The organism is Lachnoanaerobaculum sp. OBRC5-5 (genome assembly GCF_000296385.1).
Classification (GTDB): domain Bacteria; phylum Bacillota; class Clostridia; order Lachnospirales; family Lachnospiraceae; genus Lachnoanaerobaculum.
Genome location: NZ_JH815185.1, coordinates 2478140 through 2498351 on the forward strand (window position 1 = coordinate 2478140; position 20212 = coordinate 2498351).

Here is a 20212-nt window from a genome sequence, read left to right on the forward strand (position 1 = left end):
AATTTATGCATTTGGATTAACACAAATGATAAGAGCTGTAGTGGATGATAACCGTGAGCCTGATAATGAAAGTTAAAACCTTCGCCTTCCTGCTTGCCGTAGGTGTTAAGCAGTGTAGAATCAAGGTCAAAAAACATGTGCTCCGGAGCCTTAATAGAATAGACAATATCACGCATTTTTGCATTTATAGAATCAAGCTGTGTAAGAGTGTCGTTGTCCATTCTATTTCAAAAACGAGATAGTGTAGGTTGAGAAGCCAAGGCTTCTTTTTCCAAAATAGATGTTAATACCGGGTCATTAGTCAGTTTATCTGCACAATCATCCTCAAAATAGGCTGCTATAATTTGGTAGAGCATCTGCATAAGGTTATCAGAATCTGTATGAATACGGCTGTTTGTATGGTCATTGATTTTGAAGAGCTTTTTCAAAAGCTTTATAAGACCTACCTTTGCAGCAAATTCTTTGATGAGGAGCAGCCCTCCATCAGAAGAGAGATTTCCACCGTTAAAATTTATTTTAATTTTCTTGTTGCTTTCAAGTGAAATAGTGTTTAAAATTGACATAAGAGGACTTCCTTTCCTTGGCATTGTTTTGATTTGACACCTTAATTTTACCAAGAAAGAGGTCTTTTTTCTATTCACTTTTTAGGTGAAAGTAAGAAAGTTTTGTAAATGCAGTAATTATGTGGCTTTCAGCCGCAGACATAGCTATGCTATGAATAATTTAGGATTAGTGGGTGTAATTATGATATTCTATAAGAATAGTTTATTTTTAATTTTGTTATTAAGTGCTTTATATTTATCAGGTTGTGAAAAAACACAAAATAATGGTTCTATTTTGTATTATGAACAAAATAAATTTGAAGTAGATATTAAGCAACTTATTGATAATAGGTATTATATTATAAATAATAGTGATAATTACAATTTTTATTATCGAACTTATGGAGATATTATCTTTTATTCAAAGCTCAAAGTAAATGTGATAACATATGAGAACAGTATATTAAAAATTAATTTAAAGGCTATTCCAGTTTACAGCGATGATGAAGTATCTTCAGAAATATTTGTTAATATCCCTAATTTTAAGGAGAATGTTGATAAAGTAATAGTTGATGTCAATAGTGATACTGCAGAAGAAGTATATCATGGAGAAAGTAGATTATAGACAAAGCAAATTTTATCTATGGTAAATATTTTGTTAGATAATAATTTTAAAATTAATATTGAAAGGAGCAATGTATGAAAAAAAGAGTTTTTCTCGGATTGGTAGCAAGTACATTATTGATGGCTGTGCCTACATTTGGAGCAACCGGAGGTTGGAAAAGAGATAATAACGGATGGTGGTATCAGCTTTCGGACGGATCATATGTAAGGTCATCATGGCTTAGTATAAACAATGTCCGGTATTATATGAACGGATCGGGATATATGCAAACAGGCTGGTTAAAAGACGGAAAAGACTGGTATTATCTGGATACAAACAACGGTGATATGAAAGTAGGCTGGGTCAATGTAAATAATACATGGTATTATATGAATCCTTTCAACGACGGCAGAATGGATGCAAACACATATACACCTGACGGATACTTTGTTGATGCAAGCGGAGCATATCAGCCGGGCGGAAGAATGACCGAAACAAACGGCAGGCAAAACAACAGTGCAAATACAACATCGGGATCGGCTTCAAATCAGACTTCTACAGCCGCCCTTGCGCAGAGAGTTATTGAGCTTGTGAACGAGGAGAGAGCAAAATACGGACTTTCCCCACTCTCAGCCGACAGTGCACTTATGAACAGTGCGGATATAAGAGCAAAGGAACTTGTGACATTGTTCTCACATACAAGACCTGACGGTTCAAGCTATCGTACTTTAATGCCTTCAGGACTTATGACCTGGGGAGAAAATGTTGCAATGGGACAAAGAAGCCCTGAAAGTGTTATGGACTCATGGATGAACTCACAGGGGCATAGAGAAAATATACTAAGTGACGATTTCAGCTTAATAGGTGTAGGTTGTTATAATGACGGCAGTACACTTTACTGGGTTCAAAACTTCGGTGCAAGAAGATAAATATTTTATAAGTACCAAATTAAACCTATACTTTAAAGCATTATTTTGCTTTGGAGTATAGGTTTTTTTGCTAAAGACTGTACGATATTTGTAAAGATTTTTTGGCATTATGCAGATATAAAAATAAATACTATAAACCTATAGACAAAAAGGGTTTATAGTGATATTATCATCTCCATAAAATAAATGCAGAGATACAAAGAGTATCTTGGAGAGTAACATTATGGATTTTGAATTTATAAAACAGGTGTTTCCTTTATACATACATGCAGCCATACTGACATTGAAAATAGGTATACTGGGAATCATACTTGCAATAATTGTAGGGCTCTTATGTACACTTGTTTTACATAAGAAGATACCGATACTTAGTCAACTTGTAAGTGTATATATTGAAATGAGCAGAAATACGCCGCTTATCATACAGTTGTTTTTTATATACTACGGTTTGCCGAAGCTTGGGTTAAAGATAGACGCCTTTGTATGCGGAGTGTTCGGACTTGCATTTCTGGGAGGTAGCTATATGTGTGAGGCTTTCAGAAGCGGAATAGAAACTATAGATAAAATACAGGAAGAGAGTGCATTAAGTCTTGGACTTAGCCACAATCAGACACTCTTTTATATTTTACTTCCTCAGGCTGTTTCAATAAGTACACCCGCATTTGTAGCCAATATAATATTTCTTTTGAAAGAAACATCCGTGTTCTCGGCTATCAGCTTAATGGATCTTATGTTTACCGCAAAAGATTTGATAGGCCTGTATTATAAAACTGTTGAGAGCCTTGTACTGCTGGTATTTTTCTATTTAATTATATTATTACCGGTATCAATACTCGGTTCCTATGTAGAAAGGAGGGTACGATATGCCGGATTTGGGTCTTGATGTGATATTTAAAGGAAAGAATGCCATAAGACTTCTTGGCGGACTTGGTATAGCACTTAGAATCAGTTTAATATCTGTGCTTATCAGTATCCCCCTGGGTATCCTGGTCGGTATTTTGATGACTTTTAAAAATCCGATATTAAAAGCGGTGCTTAGGATATATCTTGAAATTATAAGAATAATGCCGCAGCTTGTACTTTTGTTTATAGTATTTTTCGGAAGTACAAGAGCACTTGGAATAGATATCTCCGCCGAACTTTCAGCAATCATAGTATTCAGCCTTTGGGGAACTGCTGAGATGGGAGATCTGGTAAGGGGAGCTATTACAAGTATTCCCAAGCATCAGTATGAGAGCAGTGAGGCACTGGGACTTAATAAGAAACAGACTTTTATCTACATCATTATACCTCAGACAATAAAGCGACTTATTCCGCTTTCAATTAACCTGATTACCAGAATGATAAAGACTACATCACTTGTACTTATGATAGGAGTTGTTGAGGTAATAAAGGTGGCACAGCAGATAACGGAGGCAAACAGAAATTCAAGCCCGAATGCGGCTTTCGGAGTATATCTGGTGGTGTTTATGATGTATTTTATCGCTTGTACCCCGATAAGTATGCTTGCAAGATATCTGGAAAAAAGAAATTAGTGTGAAGGAAGGAGAGAATATGCCGGCATTATTGGAAATAAACAATGTTGTAAAAAATTATGACGGAAAAAATGCTGTACTTGACGGTGTGAGCCTTGAACTGAACAAGGGAGAGGTAATAGTACTTATAGGGCCAAGCGGTTGCGGTAAGTCCACATTACTTCGATGTATAAACGGTCTGGAAGAAATACAGGGTGGAAGTATAAGCCTTGACGGAAAAGTCATTGACTATAAGCAAAATGATTTGACAAAACTCAGACAAAAAATAGGTATGGTTTTTCAAAGCTATGAACTTTTTCCACATATGACAATACTTGAAAATATCATTCTGGCACCTACAAAGGTAGCCGGAGTAGATAAAGAGAGTGCAAAAAAGGAGGCGATGGAGCTTCTTAAAAGAGTAGGCCTTGTACACAAATCAAATGCCTATCCGAGAGAGCTTTCAGGCGGACAAAAGCAAAGAGTGGCAATAGTAAGAGCGTTGGCAATGCATCCTGAGATTTTATTATTTGATGAGGTTACAGCTGCTCTTGACCCTGAGATGGTAAGAGAAGTGCTTGATGTAATGCTTGATTTGGCTAAACAGGGTTCAACGATGATTATTGTAACCCATGAGATGCAATTTGCGGAGGCGGTTGCCGACAGAGTATATTTCCTTGACAAAGGAAATATAGTGGAAACGGGTAGACCTAAGAGCTTTTTCACTTCGCCGAAGACTGAAAGAGCAAGACAATTTTTGAATATTTTCGAATTTGAATCCATTAAGGATGATAAGGAAGAATATAATATATAGATTTTCATATAGGAGGAATATAAAATGAAAAAAGGTAAATTAATAGGATTGTTAGGTATTTTGGCTGCAGGAGCTTTGGCACTCAGTGCATGTGGTTCATCTTCAAAGAGTGCTGCTAAGAATAAATTCAGGACTTTAGATGAGATAAAGAGTGCGGGAACTATAAATATAGGTGTTTTCTCAGATAAGCATCCTTTCGGATATGTCGATGAGAACGGTGAGTATCAGGGATATGATATTTACTTCGGAAACAGACTTGCAGAGGATCTTGGTGTTAAAATCAATTATGTAAGTACAGAGGCCGCAAACAGAGTGGAATATCTTGAGACAGGTAAGGTTGATATTATACTTGCAAACTTTACAGTTACACCTGAAAGAGCGGAGGCGGTAGATTTTGCACTTCCATATATGAATGTAGGACTTGGAGTTATATCATCCGATAAAGAGCCTGTAACAAGCCTTGACAATTGGAAGGCTGAGGATGAGATGATAGTTATTTCAGGAACAACAGCCGAGACTTATATGATTAAGAACTATCCTGATATCAAGCTTCAAAAGTATGATACATATGCGAATGCCAAGAATGCGCTTTTAAACGGTTCAGGCAAGGCATGGGTAAATGACAATACTGAGGTTATCGCATTTGCAAAGAGCAATCCGGGATATACTGTAGGTATTGACAATCTTGGTGCAAAGGATACAATCGCACCGGCTGTAACAAAGGGAAATACTACATTACTTGAATGGATCAATACAGAGATTGAAAGTCTTGGAAAAGAGAACTTCTTCCACAAGGATTATGCAGAGACACTTACAGATACTTATGGCAGTGAATATGCAGATACTCTTGTAATAGAAGGCGGAAAAGCGGAATAAGGATTAAAGCGGGTTTTGGATAAAAGCCCGTTTTTTATTTATAAGTGTAAAAAATTAATATATAATATTAAGCAAATATTTTTGTAAGAGGTGTTATATGACTGTCAGTGAAGTAATGGAGAAGATGATAAAAGAAAGCAAGGGCAGCTTTAGGGATATCAATCATTTTTTAAAGGTATGGGGATATGCAAGAAATATAGGAAAGGGAGAGAATCTTGATGATAATACTCAAAAAACACTTGAAATAGCCGCTATAGTGCATGATATTTCCTGCCCTTCGCTCAGAGAAAAGTATGGTGAAGCGGACGGTAAAAAGCAGGAAGAGGTATCTTCACCGATGATTGGAAAATTTTTTGAAGATACAGATATATCAAAATCTATGCTGGACAGGATAGACTTTATGATAGCACATCATCATACATATACGGATATTGACGGCATTGATTTACAAATTTTATTGGAAGCCGACTTTTTGGTCAATGCAGATGAGATGAAGTTGAAAAAAGAAGCAATAGAAGAGATGATGAGAAAGGTTTTCAAAACGGAAACCGGTATAAGATATCTGAAATCCCTGTTTTTAGACAGATAAAATAAGAACCCTCTAAGTTTCAGAGGGCCCTTTTAATTCAGTATTCAGTTTTGTGAAGGTGGAAGTAAAACTACAAGCATCTGTGCCGTTTCAGTATAGTTATGCATTTTTTATATAACAGATTATCAATATTCGGATAAATAGTAAGATTCAATTCGCCGTTTACATATTCACCTAGGAAAATATCCTGTATGTTTTCAATGCCCTGTTCATTGATTGAAGAAAGCAACCATTTTTCATCGTGTCCGATAACCTCAAGTATATCTTGGTTTATTCTGCCGTTTGAAATAATAGGGAACTTAGGTGTAGCTGATTGCATATCTATAATGGTAAGCTTACCGTTAGTTTCCATTATTGCAGACTTTACCTCTTTTGTAGAAAAGAGTCCTTCCATCCGTATATGCAGCATAAGCTGGTCTGCAGATATTCCTACTTTGGCGCAGTTTTCAACATTTACCTTACCGTTTTTTATAAGGATAACGGGATTTCCGACTACCAATGACTTTACGGCCTTTATATTGACCAGCAATTTTACGATAATAACGACTAAAGACCAGATCAATATAAAAATAAGGAATGTTATGATGGAAATGGAAGTATTATAGATCACACCTCCGATAATTCCACCGAGTACATAGTTTTGTATCTGGTTTAGCGGAGTATTTATAGAGAACTCATACTTTCCAAGTATATGTATCTGTAAAATCATTACCATGATACCGAGAATAAATTTGATACCGACTAATAAATATATATTCATAAATTATCTCTCTCCGTTTATATATACATTATGATCTATAACATGTGTACGTTGTAAAGTATATGAGTTGTTGTCATCATTAAGATGCACGGTATAGTCCTCTTCATTGTAGCGGACTATAATACCGTCTTTTAAAGTGGTGGAATTTACCAGTATTTCTTCAGGTGATACATGTGCAGCCGTAGCTACACTCTCTATAAATTTTACAAGTACATGTGACTGGGAAAAGTCTTTGTGGTTTTTAGTATAATTTTCCACATGAATTCCTAAAAGTATAAATGTAAAAACGGCAATACCTATGGAAATGTCTCTAAGCCTTGTTTTCATTCTATCCTTCATAAAGCGAAAGCCTGTAATTATAACGATAGCTAAGAGAAGAATGATAAAAGTGGATCTGATAATCATATCGGTAGACTGGTGTTCTATAATATAATCCATAGTATAAAAATTCATATGATACTTGCACTCCTTTCAATAATCTTTGTAATTTATAGCATAAACTCTATTTGGATTCAAGCTGTTTCATACCGGATATTTTAAGCGATATTATACTTTTATTAAGGTGATTTTACATACGTTTAATAAAAACAGCATCCGATAAATCAGTATACATCGGATGCTTCTATAAGTGCCTTGGTATATTCATTTTGCGGGCGGTGGATTATTCTGCTTGTAACATCTTTTTCCACTATATGACCGTCCTTCATCACGGCTACATCATCACACATATAATGAACCAAAGATATATCATGGCAGATAAAAAGTATCGCCATTCCCAGTTCATCCTTCAGTTCACCCAGTAGTGATATTATTTTTCTTTGAACTATCATATCAAGTGCAGAGGTAGCCTCATCACAGATAAGAAGTTTTGGTGAGCAGGCGATGGCTCTGGCAATAGCGGCCCTTTGACATTCACCTCCGCTGACTTCACCGGGATATTTACCATAGAAAGAAGAATCAAGACCACAGCGGTTTAAAAGAGATATCGCTTTGTTTTTATAATTACCTCTAAAACCGAAGTTTTTCAGGTTTAAAACTATGCTCTCACCAAGGCTTCTGACAGGATTAAAGCTCTCCCTCGGAAGCTGAAAAATCATTTGTAAATCTTTGTATATTCTCCTGTACTGTGAGGCTGAAAATTTACTGATACATTTGCCGTCAAATATAACTTCTCCGGATGTTACCGGTATCAAACCTGTTATTGCTCTTGCAAGTGTGCTTTTTCCTGAACCGCTTTCACCTACAACGCCAAGGCATCGTCCCGATTTTAATGTAAGATCGATATTTTCAATACTTGGCTTTTTCTCGCCGTCAAATTGTTTTGTAAGTTTGTTTATAATTAAAATATCATTCATATATACTCCGAAATAAAGAGATACCCTAACCGAAAGCGGAAAGTATCAGCTCCTTTGTGAAATCATTTTTAGGAGAGGAGAGTACGTCACATGTTTTTCCGTAATCAACCGTTTTACCGTTATTTAATACCAATATCCTGTCTGTGATACTTTTTGCTATTTTTATATTATGGGTTACAAGTATAACAGCTGTATTGTACTTTTCACGCAGTGATTTCAGCTCATTCACTATTTGCACAGCAACTATAGGATCAAGTGCACTGGTAGGCTCATCGGCTAAAATTAAAGAAGGTCTGTTCAGCATGGCAAGCGCTATACCCACTCTTTGATTCATACCGCCTGAAAGCTCAAATGGGTATGCTCTCAAAATCCTTTTCGGGTCAGGTAATGAGAGGTTTTCAAAGATGCCTGTTGCAATATCAAGAGCTTCTTCTTTTGAAATCTGTTTATGTGCTTTCATACTTTCAAAAACAGTGTCACCTATAGTTTTTAAAGGATTGGTATGAATACCGGATTCCTGAAAAACCATACTGATACGATTACCGCGAATTCTCCTCATTTCAGAAGCATTAAGTGATAACAGATCTTCGTTTTCAAAAAAAATATTACCGGAAAGTACTTTGGGGCCTGAAAGCCCCAAGATACTCTTTAGCAATGTGGATTTTCCACAACCGCTGTTTCCGACTACACCCAGAATTTCACCGGAGTTAAGAGAAAATGACAGATCATATAAAACTTGTCTTTTTTCATATGAAATATTTATATTCTCAAATTTCAAAAGTTCTTTCATTATTCGATTACCAGATCCTTACTGAATTCATAATAGTCACTTGGCATAGGAGTAAGACCTTTTATATTTTTCTTGCTTACAAGACTCATCTGTAAGTGTGAAACGAATATAAAACCGCAATCATCCACTAAAATATCGCTCATCTTTTTTGCAATCTCTTCACGTTTTTCACTTTCAAATGTTGTGGAAAGATTTTTTGCAAGTTCGTCAAGTTCGGCATTTGAGTAATGTCCTCTGTTCTTTGGTGACTCGGTAAGAGAAGTCATATCAAAGAAATATCCCTTGTTTCCGGTAGGATTTGTAACCATTGCACTGCCGAAGATATCCCATGTAGTGCTGTCCTTCATCACCTCAAGATAATTCTCCGTACTGTTTATATTAAGCTTGATACCGATATCCTTTAAGTTTGCCTGTATACTTTGTGCAAGTATAGGAAGCTCGGTTCTTCCCGGATATGTGATGTAGTTAAGTTCTAAATTTTTGCCGTCCTTATCTACATATCCGTCATTATCACTGTCACTCCATCCTGCGTTTGCAAGTAACTCCTTTGACTTTTCAGGAGAAAAACTGTATGTCGGGTTTTCGCTATCCTTCATAGGGAACGGTCCGTTTGCAACTTTTCCATGACCGCCAAGCAAAACATTTACAAAGCCTTCTTTATCGATGGCCATAGCTATGGCGGATCTGATGTTTTTATTTGTGAGAAGTTCATTGTCAAAGTTTAACTGCAGGAAGAATGCTCTGCTTGTGGCCACAGAGTTTATATTATAATTGTCATTTTCAAAAAGCGGGTAGCTTGCATAAGGAAGTCCGGAGGTTACATCAAGTTCTCCCGACTGAAGTCCCATAGTCAATGTGTCACCGTCTGTGATAGACTTTACGGTGATGTTTTTCTTTGATACTTCACCGCCCCAGTAGTCATCTCTTGATACGAGGCTTATTTCACTGTCAGACACTGCGGTTGCTTTGTAAGGACCTGTACCTGAAATATTCTTACTTGCATCCACACCTGCCTGCATATCTATAATTGCGGTATAAGGCTCCGCAAGAAAGTTTAAAAGAGCCGGATTCGGTTCGGTAGTTACAAATGTGAGTGTTTGACCGTCAGCCTTTATTTCCTGTATCTTCATATCCTTAGGTGCTCTGTCATGTACCGCTATCAAATCTTCAAAACATTCTTTTGCGGCAGCTGCATCAAGCTTTCTGCCTGATGAAAAATTGATTCCGTCCTTAATCACAACTTCAAGAGTATTATCATCTAAGAACTTGTAAGAATCGGCAAGCCATGGTACAAGCTCTATATCTTCATTTAATCTGAACAATGTCTCCCCGACACCATATCGTACACAGCTCCATCCCGAGTAGTCCTCATGTGGATTAAGACCTGCATCGGACATACCCACACCGTAACTGCCGGTGCCGTATACAAGAGTCTTTGCAGTATCGGAAGTATCGGATGAAACTGACGAGGTTTCGGAACCTGCCGAGCTCTCAGACAAAGTTTTTGAAGAAGAGGTACATGCACCCAGAAGCAGAGCGGCACTGAAGGCAACAGAAAGTAATTTTATTTGTTTTTTCATGTATGTAAAAACTCCTTTATATATTTACGGATAAACATCTGTTTAACCGTTTATGTGCTGTTTAATAATTTCAAAAGTATATTAATTTATACGTTGAAGTAATCTCTAAGTGATTCACCGAATATATTGAATATAGAGACTGTGATAAAGATGGCAATTCCCGGTGAAAGTGTGATCCATGGAGTTAGCTGAAGCAAACTCCTGCTTTCACTTATCATGCTTCCCCATTCAGGAGTGGGAGGGGTGGCACCGAGTCCCAAAAATGACAGAGCGGACATTTCCATAAGGCTTGTACCTATATCAAGGCTTGCCGTCACTACTATCGGTCCGATAATATTTGGAAGTATTTCCGTAAATACTATTTGTATCGTATCACTGCCGCTTATTTTTGCGGCATTTATATATGTGGAGGTTTTTGTAGACAGTACAAGACCTCTTGAGAGTCTTGCATATCTTGGCCATCCCACGGAGGCAAGCGCTATTATCGCCCCGAATACACCGTTTTTAAAAAGTCCTGCAGTTGCAATTGCAAGCACAAGTCCCGGAAACGCCAAAAATATATCCGATACACGCATAAGTAAAGTGTCTGCAATTCCTCCGAGATATCCGCAAAAGATTCCGATTACCACACCGATAACAGCCATCAAAAGTACTACCGCCAAAGCTGAAAATATACTGATTCTTGATGCGGCAATCACTCTTGAAAGCATATCTCTGCCATATATATCAGTTCCCATTATATGAGGAAAGGACGGAGGAGATTTTGCCGTCATCAGGTTTTGTGCTGTGATATCAAAAGGTGTAAGCATTGGAGAAAAGAGTGCAAATACAAGCAGTGCAATCACCAAAAAAGACGGAAAGATTAATTTTTCAGTTCGCATATTTTCCACCTCCGATTCTAAGTCTCGGATCCAAGAAATAATATGAAATATCCGATATTAAATTTATAAATACATATATAAAAGCCATCCACAGTACATAAGCCAAAATCACAGGATAGTCACGTAAATTTATAGATTCAATAGCCAGCTTTCCGATTCCGTCCCACATGAAGATACTCTCAACAATGGAGCTTCCGCCAAGCAGACTTCCGAAACTCAGTGACATCAATGTGATGAGAGTGAGAGATGTAAGCCTCAGTACATTAAAGAATATGATTGTATTTTCTTTTATACCTCTGGCTCTTGCTCCGGTCACATAAGGTTTTGAGAGCTCCGATATAATAAGTGCACGAATCTGCCTTATATACTTTGCGCTCATTGCCAGTGCAAGAGTAAGTGTGGGAAGTATCAGACTTTTTATACTTGTTCCCTGTGAGATTACCGGAAGAAGCTTTAACTGTAATGCAAATATATATGAAAGCACAAGCGCCACAAAAAAGTTGGGCAGAGAATTGCCTACAAATGACAGCGCTTTTATAATATTGTCAAATACAGAGTTTTTCTTTACCGCTGAAAGTATACCAAGCGGCAGGGAGATAATTAGGGTAGTAAGTAAAGAGCTGATACTCAGTAAGAGAGTATTCGGTAGTTTAGAGAAAATATAGCCAAATACCGGTTTTCCCGATACATAGCTGATACCCATATCACCTTGAACCACCCCCAAAAGCCAGCTTATATATTGAACGATAAAGGGATGGTTTAAACCAAGTTCTTCTCTCTTTTGATTTATAAGTTCCGGAGAAAGTACTCCGCCTATGGCTTCATATCTTACCGCCACCGCATCGCCGCCTGTAAAGTATATAAGTGCAAAGGATATAAAGCTTATACCTATAAGTATAGGAATTAATGATAATAATCTTTTTAAAATATATTTAAACAATTTTTCCACCAAGAAAAGGTAAAATTTATTTGTTTAAGCAAAGCTGTAAACATGATAATAGAATATAAAAGAGAAAGGGATATGTCAAGAGAAAATGAAAATGAGTTTCAAATTTAAAAAGGCCTTATTTTACAATATAAAATATTGAAAAATAAAGCCTGTATTTTTATCTTATATATAAAACCGAAGGATCGAATGAGTTTGCATCTTTCACGCCTGTATACATCATAAGCTCTGAAAGTTCTTCATTCATTTTGTTTATTTTTTCAATGACGCCGCTTTCACCCTCCTTCAAAAGTGGAGAAAGTATCCCCCTGCCGACAGATACGGCATCTGCACCAAGCGCTAAAGCCTTGTAGGCATCATAGCCTGTATCTATTGAACAGTCTACAAATATCTCCATACCGCTTATTTCATTCTTTATATCGGGAAGTATCATAACGGGAGGTATACCGAAAGGAATGCGACCGTGGTGGTGAGATACTACTATAGCACTGCAGCCCGCCTGTTTTGCCTTTGCGGCATCTTGAAGCGATAAAACTCCTTTAGCCACAAAAGGTATTTTTGCAAATTTTGCATATTCTTCCAAATCGCTTTGAGTAACCGGACCCATTGCAATACCGTCAACTATATCATATTTTCCGTCCGTTCCGGGAACATGGTCAATATCCACACCCACAGCAACGGCACCGCATTTTTTTGCAAACTCTATCTGCTCAAATATTATATCATGGTCGGCAAAAGGTTTTATAATTCTGACAGTTTTGGCTCCTGTATCCGCTATCTCTTTAAATTCGTCATCCGGCTCCATGCCTACCCAATTGAGTATATTTAAGCTCTTTGCAGCCTTTGCATATTCAAGCATAGGCTTATTGCCGTCCTTGCCGACCTTATTCAAATGAGAAAAAGCAGGCATCATTATCGGAGAGTCAAATTCAGTCCCGAATATTTTTTTATGCTTATCGGGAAGTATTGCATCTATTATTCTCATCTCCACAAGAATATTATTTAAATAGTTTCTGTTGTGCACATTTGCATCTTCCGCCTTACCGCTTGTTACAGGAATAAGTCCTGCAGGCCCCGGCCATTTTACATTTTCCGACATAATTATCCTTTCTAAAAATATATTGTTATTATGTAATATTTATATTGCTTTTAACTTAATAATACCACAGTTGAAATTTTTTTTGCAAATTTTCGTCGATTTTTTCTATTTAATATTCATACCGCTGCTTACACCATGTGGTAATAAAGTCGTTGACCAAGCACAATATATTGTGTATACTATGAATTCGAGAGAGTTATATACTCTTAAAAAGGTACTTATAAGAACTGCGACAATAAGCAGATACTATGTAATAATAAAGAGAGGTTACCGACATGAGGATCATTAAAAGAAGCGGCGCTGAAGTTGATTTTGATATTTCAAAAATTATTGCTGCAATCTATAAAGCAAATGCTGTAGTAGGTGAAGATGATAAATTAAAGAAAGCCCAGGTTGACCGTATTGCCAATACTGTAGAGAATCAGTGCATGAGTATGAACCGTGCGATGAGCGTGGAAGAGATACAGGATATGGTAGAGGACGGCATCATGAGAGAGAATGCTTATGAGGTAGCCAGAAGATATATCACATACAGATATGTTCAGAGTATAAAGAGAAAACAAAATACAACAGATGATAAGATATTGGCGCTTATAGAATGTGACAATGAGGAAGTAAAGCAGGAGAACTCAAACAAGAATCCTACAGTTGCATCAGTGCAAAGAGATTATATGGCAGGAGAGGTTTCAAAGGATCTTACAGAAAGAATACTTCTTGATACTGAGATAGTGGAAGCTCATAAGACAGGTATTCTTCACTTCCATGATGCGGATTATTTTGCACAGCATATGCACAACTGTGATCTTGTAAATCTTGAGGATATGCTTCAAAACGGGACTGTCATATCAGGCACATTTATTGAGAAGCCGCACAGCTTTTCGACAGCATGTAATATTGCGACACAGATAATTGCGCAGGTTGCTTCAAGCCAGTATGGCGGACAGAGTATTTCTCTTACCCATCTTGCTCCTTTTGTGGATATAAGCAGACAGAAGATCCGTGATGAAGTGGAAGCCGAGATGTACGGATTAAATGTGTCTACTGAAAGAAAAGAAGAGATTATTGAAAAAAGACTTCGCAGAGAAATCACAAAGGGTGTACAGACTATACAGTATCAAGTAGTGACTTTGATGACTACAAACGGTCAGGCTCCGTTTATCACAGTATTTATGTACTTAAATGAAGCCAAGGACGAAAGAGAAAAAGAAGATCTTGCACTTATCATTGAAGAGATGATAAGACAGAGATATCAGGGGGTAAAGAATGAGAACGGTGTTTGGGTAACACCTGCATTCCCTAAGCTTATATATGTTTTAGAGGAGGACAATATTCGCCCCGGAACCAGATATTACCATCTTACAAAGCTTGCTGCAAAATGTACCGCAAAGAGACTTGTACCTGATTATGTTTCGGAAAAGAAGATGTTTGAGTATAAGGTGGATAAAAACGGCAACGGAAATTGCTACACACCTATGGGATGCAGAAGCTTTTTAACACCTTATGTGGATGAGAACGGTAAGCCTAAATACTACGGCAGATTCAATCAAGGTGTTGTTACTATAAATCTTGTAGATGTTGCACTTTCATCAGGTGGAGATACTACAAAGTTTTGGAATATCTTTGAGGAAAGACTTGAACTTTGCCATCGTGCACTCAGAGCAAGACATGAGAGATTAAAGGGAACACCTTCAGATGTTGCACCTATACTCTGGCAGCATGGGGCTCTTTCCAGATTAAAGAAGGGTGAGCCGATAGACAAGCTTTTGTATGGTGGATATTCAACCATAAGCCTTGGATATGCCGGACTTTATGAGTGCGTAAAGTATATGACCGGAAAGAGCCATACAGATGATGTGGCAAAACCTTTTGCACTCAGTGTGATGCAGAAGATGAATGATAAATGTAATGAATGGAAGCAGGCGGAGAATATTGATTATTCATTATACGGTACACCGCTTGAGTCCACAACATATAAATTTGCCAAGGCACTCCAAAAAAGATTCGGTATTATAGAAGGTATCACAGATAAAAACTATATTACAAACAGCTATCATGTACATGTATCTGAGAATATTGATGCATTTACAAAGCTTAAGTTTGAGAGTGAATTCCAAAAGCTTTCACCGGGCGGTGCCATCAGTTATGTAGAAGTTCCGAATATGCAGGATAATCTTGAAGCCGTAATGAGTTTGCTTGGATTTATCTATGACAATATAATGTATGCTGAGCTGAATACCAAGTCCGACTACTGTCAGGAGTGTGGATTTGACGGAGAGATAAAGATCGTTAAAGATGCGGGTAAGCTTGTATGGAAATGTCCTAAATGCGGAAATACGGATCAAAGTAAGCTTAATGTTGCAAGAAGAACCTGCGGTTATATAGGAACACAGTTCTGGAACCAGGGAAGAACTCAGGAGATTGCGGACAGAGTATTACATCTATAATTAAAATCATAAAAAAGCTGTTGCACCTGTAGGTGCGACAGCTTTTTTGTTGGTTGACAGGATGGTTATAAGTTGGTATACTGTGAATGAATAAAAAATAAAATTCATTCACAATATGAATTGGAGGAGGTTTATAGCATTGGACAAGAAACAGGCATTAAAGACAGCTGCCTATGATGTATTCTCTAAAAAGGGCTATAAAGGGACAGGAATTTCAGAAATTGCAAAACAAGCCGGTGTGGCAGTCGGTTCTTTTTATAATTATTATGAAAGTAAAGAAGCTATTTTTTTAGATATTTATATAGACGAAAATAACCGTGTGCGTCAGGCAATGATAAATGAAATTGACTGGAAGATGGATATGGTTGAACTTATCAGTAAACTTTTTAGGCAGTCACGAAGCTTGGTTTCATCAAATAAAATTCTGGCAGAATGGTATAATACCGCCGTTTCTGAAGAACTTCACAATTACTATTCTTCAGAAGAAGGCAAAGCAGCCAATCACTTTCATAAATTTTTGGTGAAGACATTTACCGATCGCATGGAGAAAGAGGGCTATTCACAAGAAAAAATTCAGGATATTTTACAGGTTTATAATTTATTTTACTATATGGATATGAATATCACAGAAAATGATTTTCATGATATCGGTAGAATCATTGAAATACTTGCAACCAACTTCATTAAGGGTATCTTAAAATAAAGAATTAAATTCTTTATTTTTTGAATATATGTGAATGAATATATTATTTATTCATTCAAAAACTTTTCCCATTAATAAATAAGGAGTAAAGATGAAAAGAGGTAAAAAAATGTTAGTAATTATTATATCTTTTATTGTAGCTATAAGCCTCATTAGCTGGGGGCTAATTGCCTATCTCGGGCGTAGTCAAACTTTAGAGGTCAAATCTGTTGAAAGTTTAGGTGGAGATATTTATCTTATTCATATGACAAAACCTGAATCTATGACATGGAAAGCCGGCTCTTATGCAAATATCAGCTTAACACAGAGTGGACAAAATACTCGTGATGCAGTATCAGGAGCCACATATGATGGTAAAGAAAAAAGCCGTTGGTTGACCATTGCCTCAAATCCCGATGAGAATGAGATACTTATTTTAACACATAATAGTGGCAGTACATATAAGAAAAACTTCACATCCTTACCGACAGGCAGTAAGGTTAAGATGAACTGGGTGGGAGCCGGATTACCACTTCCATACGACAAAGAAGTGCTTGTCTGTTTTGCATCTGATGTGGGTATTGCAGCAATAAGACCGATTATCAGAGAAAGGGTTGGGAAATATGAAATTAGTCTAAGTCATCTAAATAAAGGAGTGACTGCCTTTGATGGGGAAATATCAGAACTTACAAAGTCATATACAAATTTGACTTATGAAAATGCAGATAGTATTTCTAAAAGCAAAGAACAATTAAAGAAGTCAATAGATAAATATGGAAATACAGCCATGTATCTTTTATCAGGACAAAAAGATGATGTCGAGGCTATGAAGATATTCCTTACCGAAAATGGAATTGATAAAAAGAATATTAAGACAGAGTATTTTAGAGGTTTAAAATAGTCAAACTTAATTTTATATTTGTCAATTTAACATATCGATTAAAAAATATAGAAAAAAGGAAGTATTTGGGGAAAGGCAAAAATGTGGTTTCTCAGATACTTCCATTTTATATTGTAGGGACTTAATTTGATTATTTCTGACAGCCCTATACTTCCACTTTATACTTAGTATTATAAAATGTAAATCATATATTCAACAGCTTAAGAAAATAAAAATGCCGAAAGCCTTTGTAAGATAAGTGCTTTTGACATTTTTTATTACTAGAAATGTTGTATGTACATTTCCTTTAAGCACAAAATATTTTACAAAAATTTGATTTATTTTTTAATGCAATTCTTTGGGTTGATAATACTTTATGTCCGATTTCAGGTCGTAAATGGTATTTAATGCGTTAAGTGCATGTCAACCTTTATATGTTGACATATAGTGCATATCTTGTACATTGTATACTTTTATATTTTGTAATGTTTCTATTTGCCTTTGAACATTTGCGTTATCTCCTTTTCAAGAGAAATGGCAAACGTTTGTTCACTTTCAAATACATCTTAAGTTTCTGTTTCAAAATAATAATTAGCACAGTCAAAGTAACAGACTGATTGATCTCTTTTTATAATATTTCCACTTTGTTCGTATAGGTAAGAGATATACTCGTAATAGTTCCTATAAAGAATATCCATAGTACGAAGAATATATTGGTATATGAAAAAAAGGTTGCTAAAAGTATCTGTTGAAGACCCGCACCTTAATTTTATAAAAAATGGATAATCTTTTGTATTCACTTGATAGGTGAAAAACAATGTACAGTTAAAATATAGTAATTATATGGCTTTGCTGTGAATAATCTAGGGTTATAAATGATATTTATTAAATAATTGAAAATTAATATAAATATGCTATAATTTAATATATTAGTTCTATTAACAAGAAGTAATAAAAGGGGAAGCCTATGATAATTATGAATGTAAAATTAAACAATTTATGTGCATTTAAAGACTTTCACATAAATTTTTCATATCCTAAAAAGATATTAAACAGTACAATAGAAAATGAATTTCTTCCGGATTTTCCCAATTTCAGATATAGAAAAGTAAATATATTGATTGGTACAAATGCAAGCGGAAAGACTTCTTTGGGGAAAATGTTTAAAACTATATTTAGTTTTATAAGAAGGAAAGAACTTGTAAATATAACAGACAGTATAGCTGATGTTGAAAAGGAAAGTTATTTTTTAATTGATTTCATACCGGATAAAACTCATTTATGTAGAGTGGAGGTTAATATTCCTCCTAAAGGAGATGAAGAGTATTCAATTGATAGATGTAAAATATCTATTAAATGGGTAAAAATTAAAAAAGAAGACAGCTATGAAAGATGTGCCAAAAAGATTGACTTAGGTAAGGAAGTTAAGGAATTAAATGGTCTTGGGGGCTTGGAGAAGTTTTCAAAGGCTGTTGGATTTGGCTGGTATTTTATATATCCTTTTAGCATTAGCAGCAATATAAAAATCGGTGACTTGGAAAATGCTAGGTATTTAAAGATCTTAAAAAACACACTTACGACATTAGATAATTCCATTGTGGATGTTATAAGAGTAAAGGATATTGACAATACTTATGCTATAGTTATGGATAATAAAAAGCTTATTATACAAGAGGGTGAATTGCTGGATCCGAATAATATCCTTTCAAGCGGTACTAAAGCCGGAATATATATAGCCGATTTGTTGACATCAATAATAGAACATAAAAACGGATTCTATTATTGTGATGAAATGTTTTCATATATACATAGCGATATAGAAAGAGTCATGCTATCTGTAATGATATCTAAGCTAAAAGAGGGGGAACAGCTGTTTTTTACAACCCATAACTTAGATATTGTAGACATGAATTTGCCTAAGCATGCGTTTTGGTTTATGAAAAAAGCTAATAATGGAGGAAATATCTCTATTGCATGTGAGTCTGCATCAAGCAAATTAAAAAAAACTACAGACTCTGTAAGAAATGCATTGGAAAATGATGTTTTCACAGCAGCTCCAAGATTGGAATTATTGTATGACTTGGAGGATATTGACTGATGGACTTTATATACCAGTACTATGTTGAGGGAGAAAATGAAAAAAAATTGGTGGAAGTTTTAAGTAAAGAGTATAAATATATTAAAGCCGGTAAAGTTGAAGTTTTTAATGTGGTTGAAAAATCAATTAAAAATACTCGTATAAGGAATTTTAAGGAAAACCATGTTATTATTTTAGTTTTTGATACAGATACAAATAATACAAAAACTTTAGAAGCTAATATAGAATACCTAAAACGTCTGGTAAAAAGTAAAAAGATAAAGGATGTTATACTTATTCCTCAGGTACATAATATAGAAGATGAACTGGTTAGAAGTTGCAATATAAATAATATTAAGGACTTGTTAAAAAGTAAATCAAAAAAAGAATTTAAAACGGATTTTAATAAAGCTACAAACCAGAGAATCCGTTGTATACTTAAAGATAAAGACTTTAATTTTAAAAAATTGTGGAGAACAGAACCGGTTGGAGTATTTTCAGGATTTAAATGTGAACTAAGTAAATTAGAAAATAAAAATTTTCAATAAAATCAGTTACTGTACATGGGTAGGCTTGCCTTATAGATCTTAATCCGTTAAACTTATGGAGTCTAATAAGGCGAGTAGGCTCCTTATTATCTATTAAAGATTTCCTTGACAGCGGTGTAAAGATTTGGATTGTTTCAAAAAGTACATTTTTTCATTTTCGTATTCCTTACATAATGTTTCTTATAAGGTTAAGAGCTGTTTGATCTTACCAGACATATGATGCATGTTTACATCTCGTTTCATGAGATGATTATGGCAGAAATATTGGATTTATGTTAATTTGACGGAAAATAACATTTGTC

Annotated in this window: 20 protein-coding genes and 2 pseudogenes; 12 read left to right on the forward strand and 10 right to left on the reverse strand. The window is 35.7% G+C overall.

Annotated elements, in window-relative coordinates:
- Positions 1 to 38: 38 nt before the first annotated feature.
- A pseudogene (locus HMPREF1135_RS13580) lies at positions 39 to 563 on the reverse strand (transposase); the annotation flags it as partial.
- 151 nt (positions 564 to 714) lie between these two features.
- On the opposite strand from HMPREF1135_RS13580, the gene HMPREF1135_RS11450 reads away from it, so the two are divergent.
- The 7 genes from HMPREF1135_RS11450 (at position 715) to HMPREF1135_RS11480 (ending at position 5868) form a co-directional block, all read left to right on the forward strand.
- Positions 715 to 1167 carry a hypothetical protein gene (locus HMPREF1135_RS11450; RefSeq protein WP_008749950.1) on the forward strand — a complete coding sequence of 151 codons (453 nt, stop codon included), beginning with the start codon at positions 715 to 717 and terminating at the stop codon, positions 1165 to 1167.
- A 74-nt stretch (positions 1168 to 1241) separates the two neighbouring features.
- Positions 1242 to 2075, forward strand: coding sequence for a CAP domain-containing protein (locus HMPREF1135_RS11455; protein WP_007595353.1), 834 nt, complete (start codon positions 1242 to 1244; stop codon positions 2073 to 2075).
- 223 nt (positions 2076 to 2298) lie between these two features.
- The gene (locus HMPREF1135_RS11460; protein ID WP_007595354.1) at positions 2299 to 2958 is read left to right on the forward strand and encodes an amino acid ABC transporter permease; all 660 of its coding nucleotides are present in this window, start codon (positions 2299 to 2301) and stop codon (positions 2956 to 2958) included.
- Entirely contained in the window at positions 2939 to 3610 is a 672-nt protein-coding gene (locus HMPREF1135_RS11465; protein WP_007595355.1) for an amino acid ABC transporter permease, read from the forward strand. Before HMPREF1135_RS11460 ends, HMPREF1135_RS11465 begins: the two co-directional genes overlap by 20 nt.
- Before the next feature lie 19 nt (positions 3611 to 3629).
- Positions 3630 to 4403 (forward strand): amino acid ABC transporter ATP-binding protein, encoded by a 774-nt coding sequence (locus tag HMPREF1135_RS11470; RefSeq protein ID WP_007595356.1) that lies wholly within the window; start codon positions 3630 to 3632, stop codon positions 4401 to 4403.
- 24 nt (positions 4404 to 4427) lie between these two features.
- The gene (locus tag HMPREF1135_RS11475; protein ID WP_007595357.1) at positions 4428 to 5279 is read left to right on the forward strand and encodes a transporter substrate-binding domain-containing protein; all 852 of its coding nucleotides are present in this window, start codon (positions 4428 to 4430) and stop codon (positions 5277 to 5279) included.
- Between the two features lie 97 nt (positions 5280 to 5376).
- Positions 5377 to 5868: an HD domain-containing protein gene (locus HMPREF1135_RS11480; protein WP_007595358.1), complete on the forward strand. Its 492-nt coding sequence runs from the start codon at positions 5377 to 5379 to the stop codon at positions 5866 to 5868.
- A gap of 70 nt (positions 5869 to 5938) precedes the next feature.
- On the opposite strand, the gene HMPREF1135_RS11485 is transcribed toward HMPREF1135_RS11480, so the two are convergent.
- The 8 genes from HMPREF1135_RS11485 to HMPREF1135_RS11520 form a co-directional block, all read right to left on the reverse strand.
- Positions 5939 to 6628 carry a DUF421 domain-containing protein gene (locus HMPREF1135_RS11485; RefSeq protein WP_007595359.1) on the reverse strand — a complete coding sequence of 230 codons (690 nt, stop codon included), beginning with the start codon at positions 6626 to 6628 and terminating at the stop codon, positions 5939 to 5941.
- 3 nt (positions 6629 to 6631) lie between these two features.
- Positions 6632 to 7081: a DUF3290 domain-containing protein gene (locus tag HMPREF1135_RS11490; RefSeq protein WP_007595360.1), complete on the reverse strand. Its 450-nt coding sequence runs from the start codon at positions 7079 to 7081 to the stop codon at positions 6632 to 6634.
- 149 nt (positions 7082 to 7230) lie between these two features.
- Positions 7231 to 7983: an ABC transporter ATP-binding protein gene (locus HMPREF1135_RS11495; protein ID WP_007595361.1), complete on the reverse strand. Its 753-nt coding sequence runs from the start codon at positions 7981 to 7983 to the stop codon at positions 7231 to 7233.
- Between the two features lie 25 nt (positions 7984 to 8008).
- The gene (locus tag HMPREF1135_RS11500; protein ID WP_007595362.1) at positions 8009 to 8773 is read right to left on the reverse strand and encodes an ABC transporter ATP-binding protein; all 765 of its coding nucleotides are present in this window, start codon (positions 8771 to 8773) and stop codon (positions 8009 to 8011) included.
- Positions 8773 to 10353: an ABC transporter substrate-binding protein gene (locus tag HMPREF1135_RS11505; RefSeq protein WP_007595363.1), complete on the reverse strand. Its 1581-nt coding sequence runs from the start codon at positions 10351 to 10353 to the stop codon at positions 8773 to 8775. Before HMPREF1135_RS11505 ends, HMPREF1135_RS11500 begins: the two co-directional genes overlap by 1 nt.
- A gap of 86 nt (positions 10354 to 10439) precedes the next feature.
- Complete coding sequence (locus tag HMPREF1135_RS11510) at positions 10440 to 11234, reverse strand: ABC transporter permease (protein ID WP_007595364.1); 795 nt, start codon at positions 11232 to 11234, stop codon at positions 10440 to 10442.
- A complete protein-coding gene (locus tag HMPREF1135_RS11515; protein WP_007595365.1) occupies positions 11224 to 12174 on the reverse strand; it encodes an ABC transporter permease in 951 nt (316 codons plus the stop codon). Before HMPREF1135_RS11515 ends, HMPREF1135_RS11510 begins: the two co-directional genes overlap by 11 nt.
- A 166-nt stretch (positions 12175 to 12340) precedes the next feature.
- A complete protein-coding gene (locus HMPREF1135_RS11520) occupies positions 12341 to 13279 on the reverse strand; it encodes an FMN-dependent dehydrogenase (protein WP_007595366.1) in 939 nt (312 codons plus the stop codon).
- A 275-nt stretch (positions 13280 to 13554) separates the two neighbouring features.
- Here HMPREF1135_RS11520 and nrdD point away from each other — a divergent pair, with 275 nt between their 5' ends.
- The 3 genes from nrdD to HMPREF1135_RS11535 all read left to right on the forward strand — a co-directional run bounded on the left by nrdD (position 13555) and on the right by HMPREF1135_RS11535 (position 17306).
- Positions 13555 to 15723 (forward strand): anaerobic ribonucleoside-triphosphate reductase, encoded by a 2169-nt coding sequence (gene nrdD, locus HMPREF1135_RS11525; RefSeq protein WP_007595367.1) that lies wholly within the window; start codon positions 13555 to 13557, stop codon positions 15721 to 15723.
- 139 nt (positions 15724 to 15862) lie between these two features.
- Entirely contained in the window at positions 15863 to 16426 is a 564-nt protein-coding gene (locus tag HMPREF1135_RS11530; RefSeq protein ID WP_007595368.1) for a TetR/AcrR family transcriptional regulator, read from the forward strand.
- Between the two features lie 91 nt (positions 16427 to 16517).
- Entirely contained in the window at positions 16518 to 17306 is a 789-nt protein-coding gene (locus HMPREF1135_RS11535; RefSeq protein WP_007595376.1) for a hypothetical protein, read from the forward strand.
- Positions 17307 to 17779: 473 nt separating this feature from the next.
- Here the strand turns inward: HMPREF1135_RS11535 and HMPREF1135_RS14560 are convergent.
- Positions 17780 to 18025, reverse strand: a pseudogene (locus tag HMPREF1135_RS14560) (IS1634 family transposase); the annotation flags it as partial.
- A gap of 227 nt (positions 18026 to 18252) precedes the next feature.
- Here HMPREF1135_RS14560 and HMPREF1135_RS11540 point away from each other — a divergent pair.
- On the forward strand, positions 18253 to 19383 hold the full coding sequence (locus HMPREF1135_RS11540; RefSeq protein WP_007595378.1) for an AAA family ATPase: 1131 nt from the start codon (positions 18253 to 18255) through the stop codon (positions 19381 to 19383).
- Positions 19383 to 19910 (forward strand): hypothetical protein, encoded by a 528-nt coding sequence (locus HMPREF1135_RS11545; RefSeq protein WP_007595382.1) that lies wholly within the window; start codon positions 19383 to 19385, stop codon positions 19908 to 19910. The genes HMPREF1135_RS11540 and HMPREF1135_RS11545 overlap by 1 nt, the downstream gene beginning before the upstream one ends.
- Positions 19911 to 20212 lie beyond the last annotated feature (302 nt).

Coding starts and splice junctions, on each gene's coding strand:
- HMPREF1135_RS11545 (WP_007595382.1), top strand. CDS start 19,383: ATGGACTTTATATACCAGTACTATGTTGAGGGAGAAAATGAAAAAAAA.
- HMPREF1135_RS11460 (WP_007595354.1), top strand. CDS start 2,299: ATGGATTTTGAATTTATAAAACAGGTGTTTCCTTTATACATACATGCA.
- HMPREF1135_RS11520 (WP_007595366.1), bottom strand. CDS start 13,279: ATGTCGGAAAATGTAAAATGGCCGGGGCCTGCAGGACTTATTCCTGTA.
- HMPREF1135_RS11535 (WP_007595376.1), top strand. CDS start 16,518: ATGAAAAGAGGTAAAAAAATGTTAGTAATTATTATATCTTTTATTGTA.
- HMPREF1135_RS11485 (WP_007595359.1), bottom strand. CDS start 6,628: ATGAATATATATTTATTAGTCGGTATCAAATTTATTCTCGGTATCATG.
- HMPREF1135_RS11540 (WP_007595378.1), top strand. CDS start 18,253: ATGATAATTATGAATGTAAAATTAAACAATTTATGTGCATTTAAAGAC.
- HMPREF1135_RS11450 (WP_008749950.1), top strand. CDS start 715: ATGAATAATTTAGGATTAGTGGGTGTAATTATGATATTCTATAAGAAT.
- HMPREF1135_RS11470 (WP_007595356.1), top strand. CDS start 3,630: ATGCCGGCATTATTGGAAATAAACAATGTTGTAAAAAATTATGACGGA.
- HMPREF1135_RS11465 (WP_007595355.1), top strand. CDS start 2,939: ATGCCGGATTTGGGTCTTGATGTGATATTTAAAGGAAAGAATGCCATA.
- HMPREF1135_RS11500 (WP_007595362.1), bottom strand. CDS start 8,773: ATGAAAGAACTTTTGAAATTTGAGAATATAAATATTTCATATGAAAAA.
- nrdD (WP_007595367.1), top strand. CDS start 13,555: ATGAGGATCATTAAAAGAAGCGGCGCTGAAGTTGATTTTGATATTTCA.
- HMPREF1135_RS11475 (WP_007595357.1), top strand. CDS start 4,428: ATGAAAAAAGGTAAATTAATAGGATTGTTAGGTATTTTGGCTGCAGGA.
- HMPREF1135_RS11490 (WP_007595360.1), bottom strand. CDS start 7,081: ATGAATTTTTATACTATGGATTATATTATAGAACACCAGTCTACCGAT.
- HMPREF1135_RS11495 (WP_007595361.1), bottom strand. CDS start 7,983: ATGAATGATATTTTAATTATAAACAAACTTACAAAACAATTTGACGGC.
- HMPREF1135_RS11480 (WP_007595358.1), top strand. CDS start 5,377: ATGACTGTCAGTGAAGTAATGGAGAAGATGATAAAAGAAAGCAAGGGC.
- HMPREF1135_RS11455 (WP_007595353.1), top strand. CDS start 1,242: ATGAAAAAAAGAGTTTTTCTCGGATTGGTAGCAAGTACATTATTGATG.
- HMPREF1135_RS11510 (WP_007595364.1), bottom strand. CDS start 11,234: ATGCGAACTGAAAAATTAATCTTTCCGTCTTTTTTGGTGATTGCACTG.
- HMPREF1135_RS11505 (WP_007595363.1), bottom strand. CDS start 10,353: ATGAAAAAACAAATAAAATTACTTTCTGTTGCCTTCAGTGCCGCTCTG.